12 protein-coding genes are annotated in these 16,829 nt (G+C 56.3%); 6 read left to right on the top strand and 6 right to left on the bottom strand.

Annotated elements, in window-relative coordinates; translation table 11 throughout:
• The first annotated feature begins 169 nt into the window (after positions 1-169).
• From SH573x_RS31260 to SH573x_RS31240, 5 genes are all read left to right on the top strand, one after another.
• Positions 170-529: a hypothetical protein gene (locus tag SH573x_RS31260; RefSeq protein WP_479352162.1), complete on the top strand. Its 360-nt coding sequence runs from the start codon at positions 170-172 to the stop codon at positions 527-529.
• A 180-nt stretch (positions 530-709) separates the two neighbouring features.
• Positions 710-1,225, top strand: coding sequence for a hypothetical protein (locus SH573x_RS31255; RefSeq protein ID WP_479352161.1), 516 nt, complete (start codon positions 710-712; stop codon positions 1,223-1,225).
• A gap of 112 nt (positions 1,226-1,337) precedes the next feature.
• Complete coding sequence (locus SH573x_RS31250; RefSeq protein ID WP_479352160.1) at positions 1,338-2,846, top strand: efflux RND transporter periplasmic adaptor subunit; 1,509 nt, start codon at positions 1,338-1,340, stop codon at positions 2,844-2,846.
• Positions 2,847-2,849: 3 nt separating this feature from the next.
• The gene (locus tag SH573x_RS31245; protein ID WP_479352159.1) at positions 2,850-5,936 is read left to right on the top strand and encodes an efflux RND transporter permease subunit; all 3,087 of its coding nucleotides are present in this window, start codon (positions 2,850-2,852) and stop codon (positions 5,934-5,936) included.
• 105 nt (positions 5,937-6,041) lie between these two features.
• Complete coding sequence (locus SH573x_RS31240; protein WP_479352158.1) at positions 6,042-7,253, top strand: MerR family transcriptional regulator; 1,212 nt, start codon at positions 6,042-6,044, stop codon at positions 7,251-7,253.
• A 76-nt stretch (positions 7,254-7,329) separates the two neighbouring features.
• Here SH573x_RS31240 and SH573x_RS31235 read toward each other — a convergent pair whose 3' ends face one another.
• The 3 genes from SH573x_RS31235 to SH573x_RS31225 all read right to left on the bottom strand — a co-directional run bounded on the left by SH573x_RS31235 (position 7,330) and on the right by SH573x_RS31225 (position 12,701).
• Entirely contained in the window at positions 7,330-10,920 is a 3,591-nt protein-coding gene (locus SH573x_RS31235; protein ID WP_479352157.1) for a hypothetical protein, read from the bottom strand.
• Between the two features lie 104 nt (positions 10,921-11,024).
• The gene (locus SH573x_RS31230; protein ID WP_479352156.1) at positions 11,025-11,555 is read right to left on the bottom strand and encodes a KdsC family phosphatase; all 531 of its coding nucleotides are present in this window, start codon (positions 11,553-11,555) and stop codon (positions 11,025-11,027) included.
• A 12-nt stretch (positions 11,556-11,567) separates the two neighbouring features.
• Positions 11,568-12,701, bottom strand: coding sequence for a KpsF/GutQ family sugar-phosphate isomerase (locus SH573x_RS31225; protein ID WP_479352155.1), 1,134 nt, complete (start codon positions 12,699-12,701; stop codon positions 11,568-11,570).
• A 518-nt stretch (positions 12,702-13,219) separates the two neighbouring features.
• Between SH573x_RS31225 and SH573x_RS31220 the strand changes: the two genes are divergently transcribed.
• Complete coding sequence (locus SH573x_RS31220; RefSeq protein ID WP_479352154.1) at positions 13,220-14,434, top strand: GNAT family N-acetyltransferase; 1,215 nt, start codon at positions 13,220-13,222, stop codon at positions 14,432-14,434.
• 118 nt (positions 14,435-14,552) lie between these two features.
• Here SH573x_RS31220 and SH573x_RS31215 read toward each other — a convergent pair whose 3' ends face one another.
• From SH573x_RS31215 to SH573x_RS31205, 3 genes are all read right to left on the bottom strand, one after another.
• Positions 14,553-14,786, bottom strand: a complete 234-nt coding sequence (locus SH573x_RS31215) for a DUF5683 domain-containing protein (protein ID WP_479352153.1) — start codon at positions 14,784-14,786, stop codon at positions 14,553-14,555.
• Between the two features lie 111 nt (positions 14,787-14,897).
• A complete protein-coding gene (locus SH573x_RS31210; protein ID WP_479352152.1) occupies positions 14,898-16,187 on the bottom strand; it encodes a beta-ketoacyl-[acyl-carrier-protein] synthase family protein in 1,290 nt (429 codons plus the stop codon).
• Between the two features lie 45 nt (positions 16,188-16,232).
• The gene (locus SH573x_RS31205) at positions 16,233-16,796 is read right to left on the bottom strand and encodes a 3-hydroxyacyl-ACP dehydratase FabZ family protein (protein WP_479352151.1); all 564 of its coding nucleotides are present in this window, start codon (positions 16,794-16,796) and stop codon (positions 16,233-16,235) included.
• Positions 16,797-16,829: the final 33 nt, after the last annotated feature.

Genomic DNA, 16,829 nt, shown 5'->3' with positions numbered 1-16,829 from the left:
GGCTGGCTTGACAAAATCGCCTCGGTAAGCGAGTGTTGTGCTTGCAACGCTGGGGAGCATGACGGTTTCCAGTGGCAGCCGTTGACCCATTTTGATCGATCGCCCCAGTCGCTCACTGTAAAAGCACATGTTCGTTGAATCTCCCCAGCCGAGGACCTCACCAACCATCATGGCGGTGTTCACTAAGGAAGAAGACTGGTTCGAAGGCGCATTAAGCGCGGAAGTACCCTATCGACCAGAGTGTCTGACCAAACCGATTCGAGCCAGTCAATGGTCCGATGACGATACGGGCGATGAACCCGACGTCGAAGACGACGCAGTCGAACTGCCTCTGGGTGCAGATCCAGTCGAAGAAGATCCGTTTGGTGATTTCGACGACGACGATTTCGATGACGATTTCGATGACGACTTCGAAGAAGAACTCGAAGACGATTACGAAATCGAACCCGACGATAGCGAAATGTTCCCCGAAGAAACCGACGACGATGACGAGTTAGACGACGAAGAAGTCATCGACGACGAACCATAACCGTTCACGAAATGCTTGACGCGTTCCGCTACCTATCGTGCGCCGGACCCAACCGACAAAGGATCTTGCGTAACAGTCACGAAACGCTTGACGCGTTCCGCTACGGACCATAGAGCTACGGACCACGGTTGTGGGCCGTAAATTTGACAAACGGTCGCAGGTCGAGAACAATGGACGGCTATGGGAACTCGAGCTGCAAAACGCGACCTAAACCTGCAATGGCGCAGTTGCCTCGTTTGGCTGCTGTGTCTGTGCAGTTGGCGTGCTCCTGTTCCCGTATTGCATTGTCATGGCGATGTGACTGCCGCGCTATCTGCGGCGCAGGCCGACGTGTCTGGATCGACCGCTCCGCTGCTGGAGCATCTGGAGCACTTTCACGCCAGCCTAACGGAACTAGCTGGCAGTCATTGGCACATTCATTTTGTGCTGCCTACGCCGACACCATCGCCTGATGGCAGTTCGGATCACGATACGATTCCGATTCCACCGTTGAGCCTGCCTGGCTCAGTGGCTCACTCGTTGATGGATCTAGCAGTCGAAGATTCGGCTCAATTGAATCAGCGCGGGATCGAAATCAATTTGAATGGACCAGCCGCCCTCTCTAGCGAAGCTCCACGGTTGATTCCGCTGGCGCCGCCGCGCGTCCGGCCTAAACGCCTGTCTCCCATTGTCGCCTTCTGCGTATCGCGATGTTGAGCGTTGCATAGCCCAGAGTCTTTATCTCTGAGTGCTAACTCTGTCAGTTCGCTGCCTCGAGTTGTTCCCCCCTGAGTCGTTGTCGGGCTCAGCTACGCAGAAACGCATTGTCATGAAAGCTCTTGTTCGGATAGCGCCCACACTGGGCGTCGTGGTGGGACTGTTGGGCGCCTGGGCTGCCTGGCACTATTACGCCACTCATTATTTGCATCCAGCTGATGTGCCCGAAGATGAAGTATCGCAAGTACTGCAGCGGACCCAAGTGGAACTTGGCGCGGAGAAGCTCGCTGCAGCCAAGGTTCAAACGCAAACGGTCGAACCTACTACCGCGCGTTTAGCAGTAGAAGTGCCAGGACGCCTGGCCTATGATCCCGCTCAAATGGCCGCCGTTCGCCTGGGATCAGCCGGCATCTTAACCAAGGTCATGGTTCAACCAGGTGAACAAGTCGCGGCCGGTCAAGTCTTGGCCACGATGAGCAGCCCTGAAGTGGGCAGTGCGCGCGCCGATCAATTGCAGCGCTCCGCCGAATTGGAACTGGCCCAGCGCCAAGCTACGTGGGACAAGAATCGCGCTGAAAGTGTTCGACAACTGGTCACAGCAATCAAAGCCCAAAAGACAGCTGAAGAAATTCGAACCGCCTTCAGCGATCAATCGATCGGCGATGCGCGCGAAAAGTTGCTGACAGCTTACAGCGAACTGAATCTGGCGGCCTCGTCATCGGCGCGCATGGCTTCGGTCGCCAGTTCGGGTGCGGTTTCTACACGCACCCTCGATGAACGCCAGATGCAATTGGCCAGCAGTCAAGCGGCGCTGGCAGCTGTAACGGAACAAACGCTCTTCGATGTGGATCGCGCCGCTAGCGCATCCCAGATCGCGCTCGAAGATGCACAACGGCGTTACGAAATCGCCACAGGCCGCGTCACGACACTGTTAGGCCTGGCCAGCGCAGCGGTAGGTGACCCAGCGCCCAATGCCGCCGAAGTTGTGCCAGCCACTGCGCTCACGCCCGCGTATAGTACAAGTGATGCCACCGATTTGTCGCTCATCGAAGTTCGCTCTCCCCGCGCTGGTACCGTCGAGAAACGCTGGTTCAACGAGCATGAACGCGTCGAAGCTGGCAGTACGTTACTCGAAGTGGCTGATACGCGTCGCTTGTGGTTGAAGGCGGATATCCGCGAGTCGCAATGGACCGCGCTGGGACTAAAGTCGGGCCAGCAGATCACCTGGTCCTCCCCTGCTTTGCCGGGCGAGGTCATGAACGCCACGGTTGTCATGATGGGTCGCGAAGTCGATCCGCAGACCAATGCCATTGCCCTGGTAGCAACCGTCGATAATGCCTATGGACGACTGCGACCGGGAATGTATGTCAAAGCAGAATTGCCGATGGGCGAAACGAGTTCGTCCATTGTGATCCCCGAATCAGCCTTGGCCGTTCATGAAGGCCAGACCTTCGTGTTTGTCACCAGCGATGATCGAACTTTTCAGCGGCGCGACATCCGGTTGGGACAGAGAACTGCCGACCAGGCTGAAGTCATCGCGGGACTGGCTGCCGGTGAACGTATTGCGGTGGGCGGAGTCTTTCATTTGAAGAGCGAATTGTTGCTCGAGCGAGAAGAGTAAACGATGCTCGAAAAACTGATCGACTTTTCGCTCACCAACCGCTTGATGGTGTTTGGACTGGTACTGCTGATGGCAGGCGCTGGCGTATATAGCGCCTTGCAACTGCCCATTGATGCTGTACCTGATATGACCAATACACAAGTGACGGTTATCACCGAGGCCGGTTCACTCTCTCCGGTCGAAGTAGAACGTTATGTCACTTATCCAGTCGAATCGGTCATGGGCGGTTTGCCAAAGCTGGAGGAGTTGCGCAGCATCTCGCGCTTTGGCATCTCGGTGGTCACGATTGTGTTCGAAGAAGACACTGATTTGTATTGGGCACGTCAATTGGTCAGCGAGCGCCTCGGCCAGGCTGCTGAGTTGATTCCCAACAACTATGGCACACCCAAGATCGGCCCCTTGGCCACTGCGCTGGGCGAGATACTGCAATTCGAAGTGCGCGGCGAGAACTATTCAACTACCGAACTGCGCACAATTCTTGAATGGGAGATCGCTCCTAAACTGCGGTCGGTGCATGGTGTCACCGAGATCAACACGCATGGTGGCTATTACAAGACATTTGAAATTCAACCCGACCCGGAACGCATGGCCAGCACGGGAATCACGCTGGAGGAATTGTTCAATGCGCTCGAGACCAACAATCGTACCGCCGGGGGCGGTTATGTGGTTCACCATAACGAACAACAATTCATCCGGGGCCAGGCCATCATCCAAAGTTTGGACGACTTGCGGCGCGTCGTTATTCGGCGCGGCAGCACAGGTACTCCCGTACTGGTGCAAGATGTAGCCCAGGTGTGCCATGCCGCCCTGCCCCGACAAGGATGTGTAACGCGTGATGGTCGCGGCGAAATCGTCACCGGGATGGTGATGATGCTGGTGGGTGAGAACTCGCGCACAGTGGTGTCGGCGGCCAAAGAGCGGCTGGCCGAGATTGAGCAAGTCTTGCCGCCCGGTGTCCAACTGGAAATCATCTATGATCGCTCGGCCTTGATTGGGCGTACGCTGGCAACGGTGATTACGAATCTGGTTGAAGGTGGCGCTCTGGTCGTTATCGTTTTGCTATTCATGCTAGGCAGTTTTCGCGCAGGCATCATCACTGCACTGGCCATTCCACTATCGATGCTCTTTGCGACCAACATGATGTACATGGTCGGCGTCTCGGCCAGTTTGATGAGCTTGGGTGCCATCGACTTTGGTCTGATTGTCGACTCGTCGGTCATCATGGTGGAGAACTGCATGCATCGCTTGTCGCATGCAGTTAACCTGCGGCAACGGATGAAGATCATTCGCGATGCTGCCATCGAAGTTCGCAAACCTACATTGTTTGGTGAGTTGATCATCGGCGTGGTGTATCTGCCGATCCTGACTCTGCAGGGCACCGAAGGCAAACTCTTTCGTCCGATGGCGCTCACCGTACTGTTCGCCCTGATCGGTTCGCTGGTGCTGTCGATGACTTTGATGCCAGCCTTGGCTGCGGTGGGACTGCCCAAACGCCCATCAAAAGAAGACGTGTGGTTTCTGCGTTGGCTAAAGAAGATCTACGCGCCGATTGTTACGGTTGTTGTAAGTCATCCCGTGGCTACCACGCTTATCGGTTTGGCCGTGGTCGGTGTCAGCATACCGGTGGCCTACAATCTGGGCGGTGACTTCATGCCCACGTTGGAAGAGGGCGACTTGCTGGTCGAGGCGCAGCGTTTACCCAGCGCATCGCTAGAAGGTGCAATCGAGCTGTCCGATCAAATCGAAGAACAACTGAAACAATTTCCCGAAGTGAAAACTGTCTTCTGCAAGACCGGCCGCCCAGAAATTGCCAACGATGTGATGGGCGTGCATCAAACGGATGTGTGGGTCATTTTGAAAGACAAACGTCTGTGGCCACAGCCCAAATCGCGCAATGATCTGATCGCGGAAATGGCTGCGGCCCTGGAGACCAATGTCCCCGGAGCCGTCTTTGGATTCACGCAGCCCATCCAGATGCGGGTCGATGAACTGGTGGCCGGCGTCAAGGCGCAGGTTGCTGTGCTGCTGTTCGGTGAAGACCTGACCATCCTGGCTGCGAAAGCCAAAGAGATCGAACGCGTGCTGAAGGATGTACCCGGGGCCTTGGATGTCAAAGCCGATTACCAGGCGAACCTGACAACAGTGACGATCATTCCCGATCGCGATGCGCTGGCCCGTTATGGCATCGAAGCCGAGAAGGTCATGAATGTAATCTCGGCGGCCGGCGGTCATGTGGTGGGCCAGGTCTTTGAAGGTCGCGCGAGATTCCCGATCGTGGTTCGTATCCCCGATCGATGGCGCAGCGAAATAGAACGCTTGCGTGAGTTACCTGTATCGGAAGCGGGTGGTAAAGCGGTTCCGTTAGGTGAACTGGCCATGATCAAGATCGAAGAAACGCCACCGGGTGTGGAGCATGAAAACAATCGACGTCGCACCTTCATTGCTGCCAACGTGCGTGATCGCGACGTCGCCAGTTTTGTGACCGATGCCCAGGCGGCGGTGAAGCAGCATGTCGAACTGCCACCTGGTTATGAAGTGCAATGGGGTGGCGATTTCGAAAACCTGCAATCGGCTAGCTGGCGACTGGCGGTTATTACTCCCATTGTGCTGTTGGTTATTTTCATGCTGCTGCATGCTTCATTGGGCTCGGTCAACATGGCGATGTTGATTTTCATTGCGGTGCCCATGGCAGCCTCGGGCGGAGTTTTTGCTTTGGCCCTCAGGCAAATGCCGTTCAGTATTTCCGCCGGTGTCGGGTTCATCGCGCTCTTTGGTGTGGCGGTGCTGAATGGTTTAGTGTGGGTGAGCGCCGCCGAGAACTTGCGCGCGCAAGGCGTACCGCTGCAACAACTGGTGCATGAAACCGCCTTGGCCCGCTTGCGTCCGGTGTTGATGACAGCCCTGGTAGCCAGTTTGGGTTTCTTGCCGATGGCCAGTTCGACCAGCGATGGGGCTGAAATTCAAAGACCACTGGCCACGGTCGTCATTGGTGGTTTGATCACTTCGACCATGCTCACCTGTTTAATCTTGCCAGCCATCTATAGTTGGTTCGTGCCGCGTACACTCCCAGCCGGAGTCGATAACGGTTAGAATCCGGGCAGCGAGTTCTCGGAATTCGTTTTTCACGCAGGTGGCGCACTCAAGTTCGATGCACGATCGATTTCGGAAGAATCGATCTACAGGGGTGATGATCAATTGGATCCAGCGTTTCTGTCTGGTAAACGTGTGGCCACCGTGGGCAAACTCGGTGGCACAACCAAGAAAGAGATGACGCGCCTGATTCGCGAAGCGGGTGGACGACTGGTCGATCGCCCGACGCCCACGACCGAGATTATCGTCGTGGGAGCAGATCAACCGCTGCTGTCGGATTGGACTCGCGATGTCGAGCCGGAAGTGGCCCAAGCTGTTCAGGCTGGCAACATCGAAGTTGTTCAAGAGACGGAACTGTGGCAGCGTCTGGGCGTCTCGGAATCGCAACCCGTCAAGCAACTCTACACCCCGGCCATGTTGGCGGATCTTCTGAATGTATCGGTGCGCGTGGTCCGTCGTTGGCATCGCATGGGATTGATCAAGCCTGCCAAAGAAGTCATGCGCTTGCCATACTTCGACTATCAAGAAGTGGCCACTGCCCGCCAATTGGCGCAGTGGTTGGCCGAAGGCGCGACCGTCCACAGCATCCAGCAGCAACTGGCCAACATGGCTCACCTGGTTCCCAGCGACGGCCGACCTATTCAGCAACTGTCGATCATCGCTGAGGGTAAGGTGCTGCTGTTGCGGCAAGGCGATGGCCTGGTGGAATCGACTGGCCAGATGCGCATCGACTTCGGCGCGCTGGATGACGAAGATCCGAGCGCCGTAGCGGAGATGAGTTCCACGATCTCGTTTGAAACCTTGACAGCTGCCAGTCTGAGCGCGACGCAGTTTGGCGAAGCACCGGCGTCGCTGGCCGAGATGCTCGAGCAAGCCAACATTGCCGAAGACGAAGATCGACTAGACGTGGCTGTTGATTGGTATCGCGCGGCGCTGGCCAGTCAAGGCGCGTCGGCTGACATCTGTTTTCAGCTGGCCGAGTTGCTGTATCGCATGAACGATCTGACCGCGGCGCGTGAACGTTATTACATGGCGCTCGAACTGAACCCAGACCTGGTCGAAGCCCGCGCCAACCTGGGCTGTGTGCTGGTGGAACTGGGACAACTCGAATTGGCTGTGGCTGCCTTTGAAGGCACGCTCTCGCAGTACGAAGATTATGCCGATGTGCATTACCACATGGCCCGCACGCTGGATGAACTCAAGCAGACCGAGCGCGCCGCCCTACACTGGTCGCGCTTTCTGGAATTGGCTCCCTCGAGTCCTTGGGCTGAAGAAGCAGAAGAGAGATTGAAGGGCGAACTGGACTTCAAATCGTAATTGGACAGCCCTGTAGCCACCGCTGCCAAGCGGTGGACCTTGCAGTGCCGTAGCCATCGCCACCAGGTGGTGGATCTTACTGTTTGAACCAATCGTTAATTGCATCTCTAGGTCGCGCAGGCGTATTGACCGGTGGACTGTTGGGCGAAGCTTGTGCAGCGGATGCAGCGTTGATGTTGCCGGTCTTCCAATTATCTGGCACGTTGCCGCCACGCGGTACAAATTGCGAGTTGCCCGCGATCTTCAAATCGCCGCTGGGTTGCAGACTGCGCGTGTTGATACTGCCTTGCCACAAACTCAGCACAGCCAAGGCATAACGCGAGGTATCGTCGGGGCGAAAGCGAATTTCAGCCGGAATCTGTGGATCACCGTTAATTACTACCAGTTCCTTGGATTGAATGTACGTGATGCGCGACGCGCGTCCGACCATTTCACCGCTCTCGGTACGCGTCTCGAAGTTGACGTTGCCGTTGGCTTCCATCTCCCAAGCACCTTCGGCCAGGCTGGCTGTGGGACCACGAACCAGGTCGGACGTATCATAGATGCGCAAGTGATCGCCGCGCAGCAAGGATTGTTCGGGCTGCAACGTGCGCATGCTGGCGATATCGATGAACTGCTCAAGGGACTGCAGTGGGCCGATGCCAACTTCGACTCGACCTCGGAAATCCAACATCTTGTCGACCAGTTTCAATTCCATGTAATCGCGGAACGTCAGATGCAAGCCCTGTAACTTGGCGGTCTGGCCTTGGCTGCTTCCAGCCAGAGTGCCGATGGGACCACCGGTGGATTGATGTTGCGAGTGAATCTCGCCCGGTCCTCGTCCGCGCAATATGTTCGTGGCGACTTCAAAGGTCAGCTCCGGCAACAAGATCTCTTCCAGCGAGATACGATTGCGTTGCAAATCTGTTTGAGCCGACTTGATATCGACATTGTCGCGCAGAGTAACGCTATGGATCGTCGAGGAGGTTTTACCTGGGTTGCCAAGATTGATGTTTTCAGTCAAACGCACCTCTACCGATTCACAACTGCCTTTCAAAAACAACAAGCGATCGGGACCGGTACGGGCATAACCGTCGAAGGTAATATGTCCGCGAATATTGGCAGTCAGACCATTGAATAACATGCCTCCATCCCAATGAACTTTGATCGGTTCGATCCACTCAATACCGGCTTGCGAACCCAGTGGACCGCCCGCCAATGGCGGGTTGTTGCCAGTGGCGTTGGGCTTGCTCATCAGTCCGACGGGCACGCAGAGCGTACCGGGTTGATCAATCCACAAGTGACCTGTGCGCTGGCTCAGTCGCACGACCGGTCCTTCGATCCAACCATCCCCGAAAGTGATGCGTGCCAGTGCATCGCTTTTGCCCACGATCTGCAATTCGTAATGTTCGTCAGTGCCGCCGTTGAGAGTGACTTCGTTACCGGCCACACGCCACACCGGTGCGCCTGGTTCCACCTCGCCATCGGGCGAAACGACGACCGGGCCAGTGATGATCAACTGATCGATCCACGGTTTGGGCGCAGCCATGATGATCTTGCTATGCAGCTCTTTACCCAAGATCAGCACCCGCGCTCCAGCCGGTGCAGTGGTTTGCGTGCTGGCCAGATTGCCAAGCGTTGCCGGTTGATTGGTGGCCGGTTGATTGGTGGCCGGTTGATTGGTGGCGGGCGCAAGAGACAGTGGAAGTCCAATCGGCGGTGCGGACAAGGACGTCGACTGCGCAGACGAAGTCTGTTCGCTCGGTGCAAGAGGCGTGTGGGGCGTGTTGGCGCCCAGGGCCGTTTGGCCAGCTCGACTCGAGTTCGTTCGCAGTTGTCCCGCTCCGCCGGTGCCCGGTGGCGGACCCACCCATTGTCGCATGGGTCGACCGGCAGCATCGGAGAGTTCTAGATTGTTCTTAGCAGCTGTGTCGCTGGCTTCTTGAGGATACAAAAATTCAAAGTGCAGTTTCTTAACTTGAATGTTCTGAGTGGGATTGCCCAGGATGACATCGCCCACAACTTCCTTGGTTGGGTCAGCGGTGCGATCGAGGCTAAAGGCATCCAAGCGTTCAACGCGCATACTGGTAGGATTGGACTGCGACGAATTGGCCCCAGTGGCCGGCGACGGCCGGAGCGAAATTACGATTTGATCACTGCGCAAATGCCCGCGATCATGGGCTTGCAGCTCGGCCATGCCGTCCAGCAGGATCAACTGCGCGTTGGGCACACTCAGCACCGCACCGGGCTGGCTGTTCAGTTCCCCAGGCCGCATGGTGAGCGTGGTTTTCCACCGAGCGGTAGCTTGTCCCACAGGTGAATCGGCGGCAGTTTGTACTTCGCCCGGTCCGTTGGATTTGAGCAGACTAATCTGCTGATCACCTGGTAGTTTCGAATAGTATAGGTCCGGAGCGCGAAAGACATTTCCCAGGTAGCTGAGCATGATTTGAGTCATACCCGAGCGTGCTCCTTCACTGCTGCGGCCATTGCGCGAGTCCAGAAAGAACTCTGTTTGTTTCGCTTTGAGTTTTACGCGCAGCCATTTGGCGACCAGTTCAGTGGCGATGTTCGGTGCCATGATCTGCACCGTGCTCTGCGCAGGTCGAGGACCAACGGAGTCAATGCCCAGTGCATCCACGCCTTCCAGCCTTAGAGGACCGACCATGACTGCTCCCTCATCAGGCGCGGCATTTGTTTCCGTAGCCGCGAAATGAGCGATCAGTTCATGGCACATGAACTGATCGGCATGTGCATCGTTTTCGAATCGATGCTCGACATCGACGTGGTCTGACAAGCTGGCTCGCGACTCATCGAAATCGAAGGCCAGTGAGCCTTTGCAACGCAGCGTTACGCGCGCAGGAACATTGGCATGGGCTTGAGCGACCTCGGGTCGACCAAGTTCGAAATCTTTCCACAGACCACCTGGCGGCAAATTAACATTGACTTCTTTGATGGTTCGCAATTCCAGATAGTCGAGCAAACCGAATTGACCCTCGGTGCTCGGGCCGGAACCCATCAAGTCGCGCTTCAGTCCGATCGCCAGATCTTTACCGATGGCCTGGCTATTGCCGGCAATGAACTCGACCTCGTGGTTCGTCCAAACTCGCCGACCTTCGATACGCACATGGGCTGTGCGAATCGACCAGGCAACACGCGAAGCGGTCGCTGGCACTTCGCTTTGGGGTTTGATGCCGGTGATTTGAATTTGCCCAAGCAACTGACCACGCACCACAGGTGGCTTGGGGCCTTTGGTCCAGTCGGGAACTTCGCGAAATTCAATTTCAGCGCCCTCTGGCGCTACGATCACGGCCAGTTCGGAATTGCGATAGACATTCAACGAGGCATTCAGATCGCCCACTTGCACCGAGCGGGCTGCTTGCGAAAGAGGGACGATCAGCGTTAGTGGACTCAGGTTGACTCGCTCGCCGGAATCCAATTGCTTGAGCGATTTAAACAGCAGCGTACCCTGCTCGGTCTGAATGACCATGGGCCGCTGGTTCTGCCAATCATCTGGTGCAAAGAGCTCACTCCACCAGCCTTCGACTTGATTGTCCGAAACTGCAACGGCCACCAGCGCAGGATCGCGTTTGGGTGATTGCAACCAAGGATCAACGAGCCAACTGTAGAGCGCCATCACCACACCAACAAGGCTGAGGCAGATCAAATATCGCTTCAGGGCTAAGGGCATGGTGATAAGTGGGACTCGTGGCTACGGACTAAGCGACAGTAATTTGGCGGCAATAAGTTGGCTGTACTAAGTTGATAGTGTCGACACGACAACCGAAAACGGTTTTAGTTTTTGGGTCGAATGGGCAAACACTCTTCCCAGCGGCCCTTGGCCTTCAGCAAACGTTCGATCAGTTCGCGCACGGCACCACGACCACCGGCAGCCGTGGTAACCCAGGCGGCAGCCTGGCGAACTTCAGGAGCGGAATCTGCTACCGCGACCGCCAGGCCGACTTCGTACATCACGGCCAGATCTTGTAAGTCGTCGCCGATGTAGCAGACTTCTTCGGCTGTGACTTTGGCTAATTTAAAAGTTTCGCGCGCGATCGGTAATTTATCGGCAAAGCCTTGGCGAACGATCTCGATCCCCAATTCTTGCGCCCGCAGTTTGACAGCTTGGGAATTGCGCGCGCTCAGAATGCCGAATGTAAAACCGGCCTTTTGCCAGAGCTTGATACCCAGACCATCGCGGACGTGAAAGACTTTGCTCTCGATGCCTTGGTTGTCCAGGATGATTGACCCATCGGTCATAACCCCATCGACATCCGACAGGATCAAACGAATCGGCCGAGCGCGTTCAGGGTCTCTTGGTGCCACAAATGCTCCGGGCTAGTGATCAGCCATGTGGTTGGGTGTCGACAGTGGATAGGAAATGACGCTGCCATCTTCGGCCACAGTCGGCAGCGAGGATCGGCTGTTTGCGTCGCTAGTGGACGAAAGCAGTTGTTCGGCTTGAGTCACCAGGCTGATAACATCGGTGATGTCGATTAACCCCAGCGGTTGACCAGCCGAGTTAGTCACGGGCAGTTCGCTAATCTTGAACTGAGCCAGCAAGTCGATGGCGACTGACAGTAGCGAACCACTGGTAACGGTACGGAAGCGCGTGGTCATGACTTCAGCGATTGGACGATCCAATTGCTGGTGGCGTCTCTGTTCCAATAGTCGAGCCAAATCGCTATCGGTGAAGATGCCCACCAAACGCTGATGATCATCGACCAACATGACCGCTCCGCTTCGACGACCGGGTTGGCTGACTGTAACGAGTACTTCGCATAAGTTAGTTTGGCAGTTGGCCACACGACAGGTTGGTAGTGGACGCATGACGTCATCAACTGGGGCCAGCTTGCGTCCCAAGCTACCCGCTGGATGATTGCGGGCGAACTGTTCGCGTGTGAAGCCCCGAGCTTGACTGACCGAGAGGGCCAGCGCGTCACCCAGAGCCAACATCGCCGCTGTGCTGGTGCTGGGCGCCAGTCCCAGGGGACATACTTCGCGCAGGGCCCCGAGTGGTAACACATAGTCTGCCGCTTGGGCCAAAGTACTGGAGCGCGAACTGGTGATGGCTACAAGTTTCGCAGCCAGCCCGCGCAGCGTGGGCAGTAGTCGATTGAGTTCATCGGTCTCGCCGCTATAGGAGAGCAGCAACAAGATATCGCTGGCGTCGACGCGTCCCAGGTCACCATGCACGGCTTCGGCTGGATGCAGAAAGATGCTGCGCGTGCCGGTTGAGGCAAAGGTGGCCGAGAGTTTCTGGCCGATCAAACCGGCTTTGCCCATGCCGCTGATAACGACTTGTCCGGGACAGTCGACGATCAGATCGACCACGCTGAGGAATTGATCGTCGAGTGCTTCGGAGACTTGCGCGATCGCGGTGGCCTCGCCTTGCATGATTTGCCGAGCGACTTCCAAACGCTGAGCTTGCTCGGGCGAATGCAGAGTCTGATCGAGTTTCGGAACTTCCATGATCCATCCCACCGGTGGCTCGACGCACTGCGTCGAGGGAGCTTCGGGCTGCGAAGCTGGACTTGAATATGCTAACGTGCGCATCGCTTGTGGATACGCGGTGGGATTCTAGACAGGAATGGCGTTTGGGGGCAATGGAAATGCGCTTCTGGATACCACTTTTGGGGAAGCGGCTTCTACGCCAAGCGTATTTGGCTGGGTATTTCACTCATTGCTGTCCTGGAAGTTGTCGAGGCGACTATAATAAAGGTAGCGGAAGGATTGCCTACTTTTCCTGGGTTCACATGCCAGAGGTGGTTAGTTTTGCTGACGAACCGAATATGACACAATAACGCCCGGTAGATTTTTCCAAGTTGCTTGGCGTGGAGTGAGATTTTGGTTGGTCAGCGTCCGCTAGAGAAGAGCCCTGCAATTCGTGGGGCGACCAGAATTACGCCCTGAACGCTCGTAGATTGCACTTGCGCTGTGGATGGCTGCGAGCTTGCTGGGGGAGCGATAGGCGACTATTGCGGAACCAAATGAGTAGGCTCGTTCAGAACGATCAAATTGAGCTTAACGACCGCCAAGGCGAGTTGGAAGCGCAGTGTGTTACCAACGGCTTGCGGCGAATATCGGCCCCGATGGCAGCTACATCGATCGAGAGCATTCAACACGAAGTTCACGTCTTTGCGCAGCTCGGATCCGGCGTGCCATGTGGTGAGCTGCGCCAAGCGTGGGAGAGCATTCGTGGGTTAGATAGTTGCTATCGATCGCCGTTCTTCAGTTACGACTTTATTGCGGCCGTCAGTCGAGTTGGTCCGAAAGTCGAAGTGGCCATCGCGCGACAAGGCTCGAAGATTCTGGCCATCTTGCCGTTTGTTCGCAAGCGACGCAACGAAGCGACGCCGGTGGGGGCGGGAGTTAATGATGCTCACGGTCTGTTGGCACTGCCGGAGTATCCGCTCAGCTTTCTGCAGTTCTTGAATCGTTGTGGTCTGCGAAGTTTCGCCTTTCACGCTGCCCCACCCCAGTCGCCGGACATCGAGCGCTACGAGATGGGCCGTGGTCCATCGTTCCTGGCTGACTTGACGGTCGACCCGTTGGGTTACGAGCATCACTTGCGGTCGACCAGTACCACCATTGATCGACAAGGACAGAAGAGTCGCAAGTTGGCCAGGCAGGTTGGGCCGCTGCGTTTGGAGTACGATTGCCGCGATCCGAAGTTGATTGAGTATTTGATTCAGTTGAAAGGTGCGCAGTATCATCGAACGCATACTTTCAACATCTTGGCCGTCGATTGGATTCGCCAGCTATTGCTGAACTTGCACAGCATGGAAGCTCCGCATATACGCGGGCTGTTGAGCGTGCTGTATGCCGGTGACGTGCCGGTAGCGTTGCACTATGGCTTGCTCGACCGTGACTGGTTGCATTACTGGTTTCCAGTTTATGACGAACAGTATGCGTATGGTTCACCCGGCACGCAGATGTTTCTGGACATTGCCCGCGAGGCGGCGGCTGGCGGGGTGCGGGCGATTGATATGGGCTACAGCGAGCAGGCTTACAAGTACAAGCTAACCAATGTCGTGACCGAAATGAGTTACGGGTTGGTAGATTCCAGTCGTTGGCGTCGTCATCTCTATCGTCGCCGCTTGCGCTTGCGCGAGCAGGTCAAAGGCTTGTGGTTCAAAGACCACATCAAACCACTGGTGCGTCGCCTGCTGCCCAATTGGGATGGCAACCGGTATCACCAGTAACCAGCCGCTTTGGCGAGCACCCTCCACTGACGTGAGGCTCAATCGTGTATTCTCAGTGTCTCAGCGTTTCAGCGTTTCAATGAAGGAATCTAACCGTCGGCGATCAAGGTAACGTAAGTTATTGGGCATCGCTGGCGATGGCAAAGTACACGCATAGCACATGCATGATCAAGCCGGGAACGATCAGGGCTGCGTAACCTAGTGGGACGAGCACGAACCAGAATAGAGCCCACAGTGCGTAGCCTTTATAGAGCTGACCCAAGCCAGGCACAAAGAGGCTCATCAATCCCGCCAGCAATCCACTGCGTTGTGGCGACTCTTGGACGTAAAAGTACTGCGGATGATGTGACATTGCTCCCATTCCTCTAAAGACGTCAACTGACATGACAACAGTGTTTCGCTGCCAGAGTGACAATCTTGGCAAGTCGATTCACGTTCGAGGATTAGAGGCAAATCATGTGCCTTAACCGTTCCAAGCGCCCAGGGCCAGGGTCACATTCTGGCCGCCGAAGCCGAACGAGTTGTTCAGCGCGACCGACACTTTGGCCTCGCGGGCTTGGTTGGGAATGTAATCCAGATCGCATAACGGGTCTGGATTCTCCAAGTTGATCGTGGGCGGCAAGACGCTATCGCGCATGGCCAGCAGGCAGACGATCATTTCGCTGGCACCGGCGGCGGCGATCAGGTGACCCATCATGCTCTTGGTGCTGGAGACCGGCACCTTGGGAGCTCGCTCACCAAAGACAGCTTTGCAAGCCACGGTCTCGACCTTGTCATTGACGGTAGTGCTCGTACCGTGAGCGTTGACGTAGCCGACTTGATCGGCGTTGACACCGGCATCGTCCAGCGACGCTTGCATGCAACCGATCGCGCCGCGGCCTTCAGGATGGATGTCGGTGATGCGATAGGCATCAGCAGTGCAACCGTAGCCGAGCACTTCGCCGTAGATCTTGGCACCGCGTTTCTTGGCGTGTTCGAGTTCTTCCAGGATCACGACCGATGAGCCTTCGCCCAGGACGAAGCCATCGCGAAGGCGATCGAAGGGCCGCGAGGCTTTAGTAGGATCGGTGTTATTGGTCGAGAGAGCGGTCAGCAGATTAAAACCAGTGAGTCCAAAGGGATGAATCATGCTGTGAGCCCCGCCGGCGATCATGGCATCGACATGGCCGCGACGAATCATCTCAGTCGCTTCACCCACGGCCTGGCTACTGGCTGCGCAGGCGGTGAGGCAATTGATGTTAGGACCTTGAACATCGAACATGGTGGCCAGGTGAGCTGCGGGCATGCTCGGTTCTTGTTCCAGTTCCAGTTCGGGATCGAGAATGGTGAGGCCTTTGCGAATGAAGGCGTCGAGGTTGAAATCGCCTTCTGCGTGAGCGGCGCAAAGCATTTGAGTGAAGTTGAAGAAGTCTTGATTGCCTTCACCGGCGCCGAAGTACACGCCGATACGCCCGCGATCGGTAATTGAGTCGAGGATACCCGAGTCCTGGATGGCTTGATGAGCGGCGCCGGCGGCGAACTTGGCATGGCGGCCGCGTTTGGTCCAGGCTTGCGGATCTTTGACGCAGCTGGACACATCCCAGTTGCGGATTTCGGCGGCAATTTTGGTGGGGTACTGCGAAGCGTCGAAAATGGTGATGAAATCGACACCGCTGCGACCGGCTAGCAGAGCTTCCCAGACGGTTTGGACGTCGTTGCCTAGTGGGTTGATCATTCCCAATCCGGTTACTACTACTCGCCGACGCGCTGTCATGCCTGTTGGTTCCTGTGAAATGTGGTTGTTTAAGCCACGACTTGGCTAATCGATCGGTGTCAGTGGCGAGAGGTTGTAGCTCTTCACCTCTTCGGCTTCGGCATCGAGCATGGCTCGAGGTTCAGGAATTTTATTGCCTTGCTGGTCGACGGCTACATCGAACAGTCGGAGGACGCGGAGCATGCGCATCAGGCCGACCGGTTCAAAGAAAGATGCATCACCATAGCTTTCGTCCAGGATTGCAAAGGTCAATTGCAGTTGGCCTTGCAGCTGGTCGCCGACGTAGGTTTCGCCTTCGACGATCGCCCCGTCGGGTTGGACACTTTCCAGGCGGGCGGTCAGACGCAGTTGGTCGCCTGGTTCGACGATTCGAAAGAACTCGGCGCGACTGACTTTGGCCAGTACGATACGAGCTTCGAAGTTGCTGAGTTGGGAGAGCAGCAAGCCGCCGGTTTGAGCCATGCCTTCAATGATGAGGCTATGTGGGTAGTGCGGCCTGCTGGGCAGATAATCGTCGAGCGGTTCTTCAGCGAACGTGACGTTCTTGATAGCGACCGCTTCGACGCCTGACACAAATCGCTCGAAGCGATCGATCCAAAACCATCTCATTGGTGAATCGGCCTTTGTGGGGCCTTTTGTTGG

It is taken from the genome of Rania fehmarnensis (assembly GCF_056494185.1).
The sequence above is the reverse complement of the archived record's forward strand: the minus strand, read 5'-3'. Positions and strand labels throughout refer to the sequence as shown.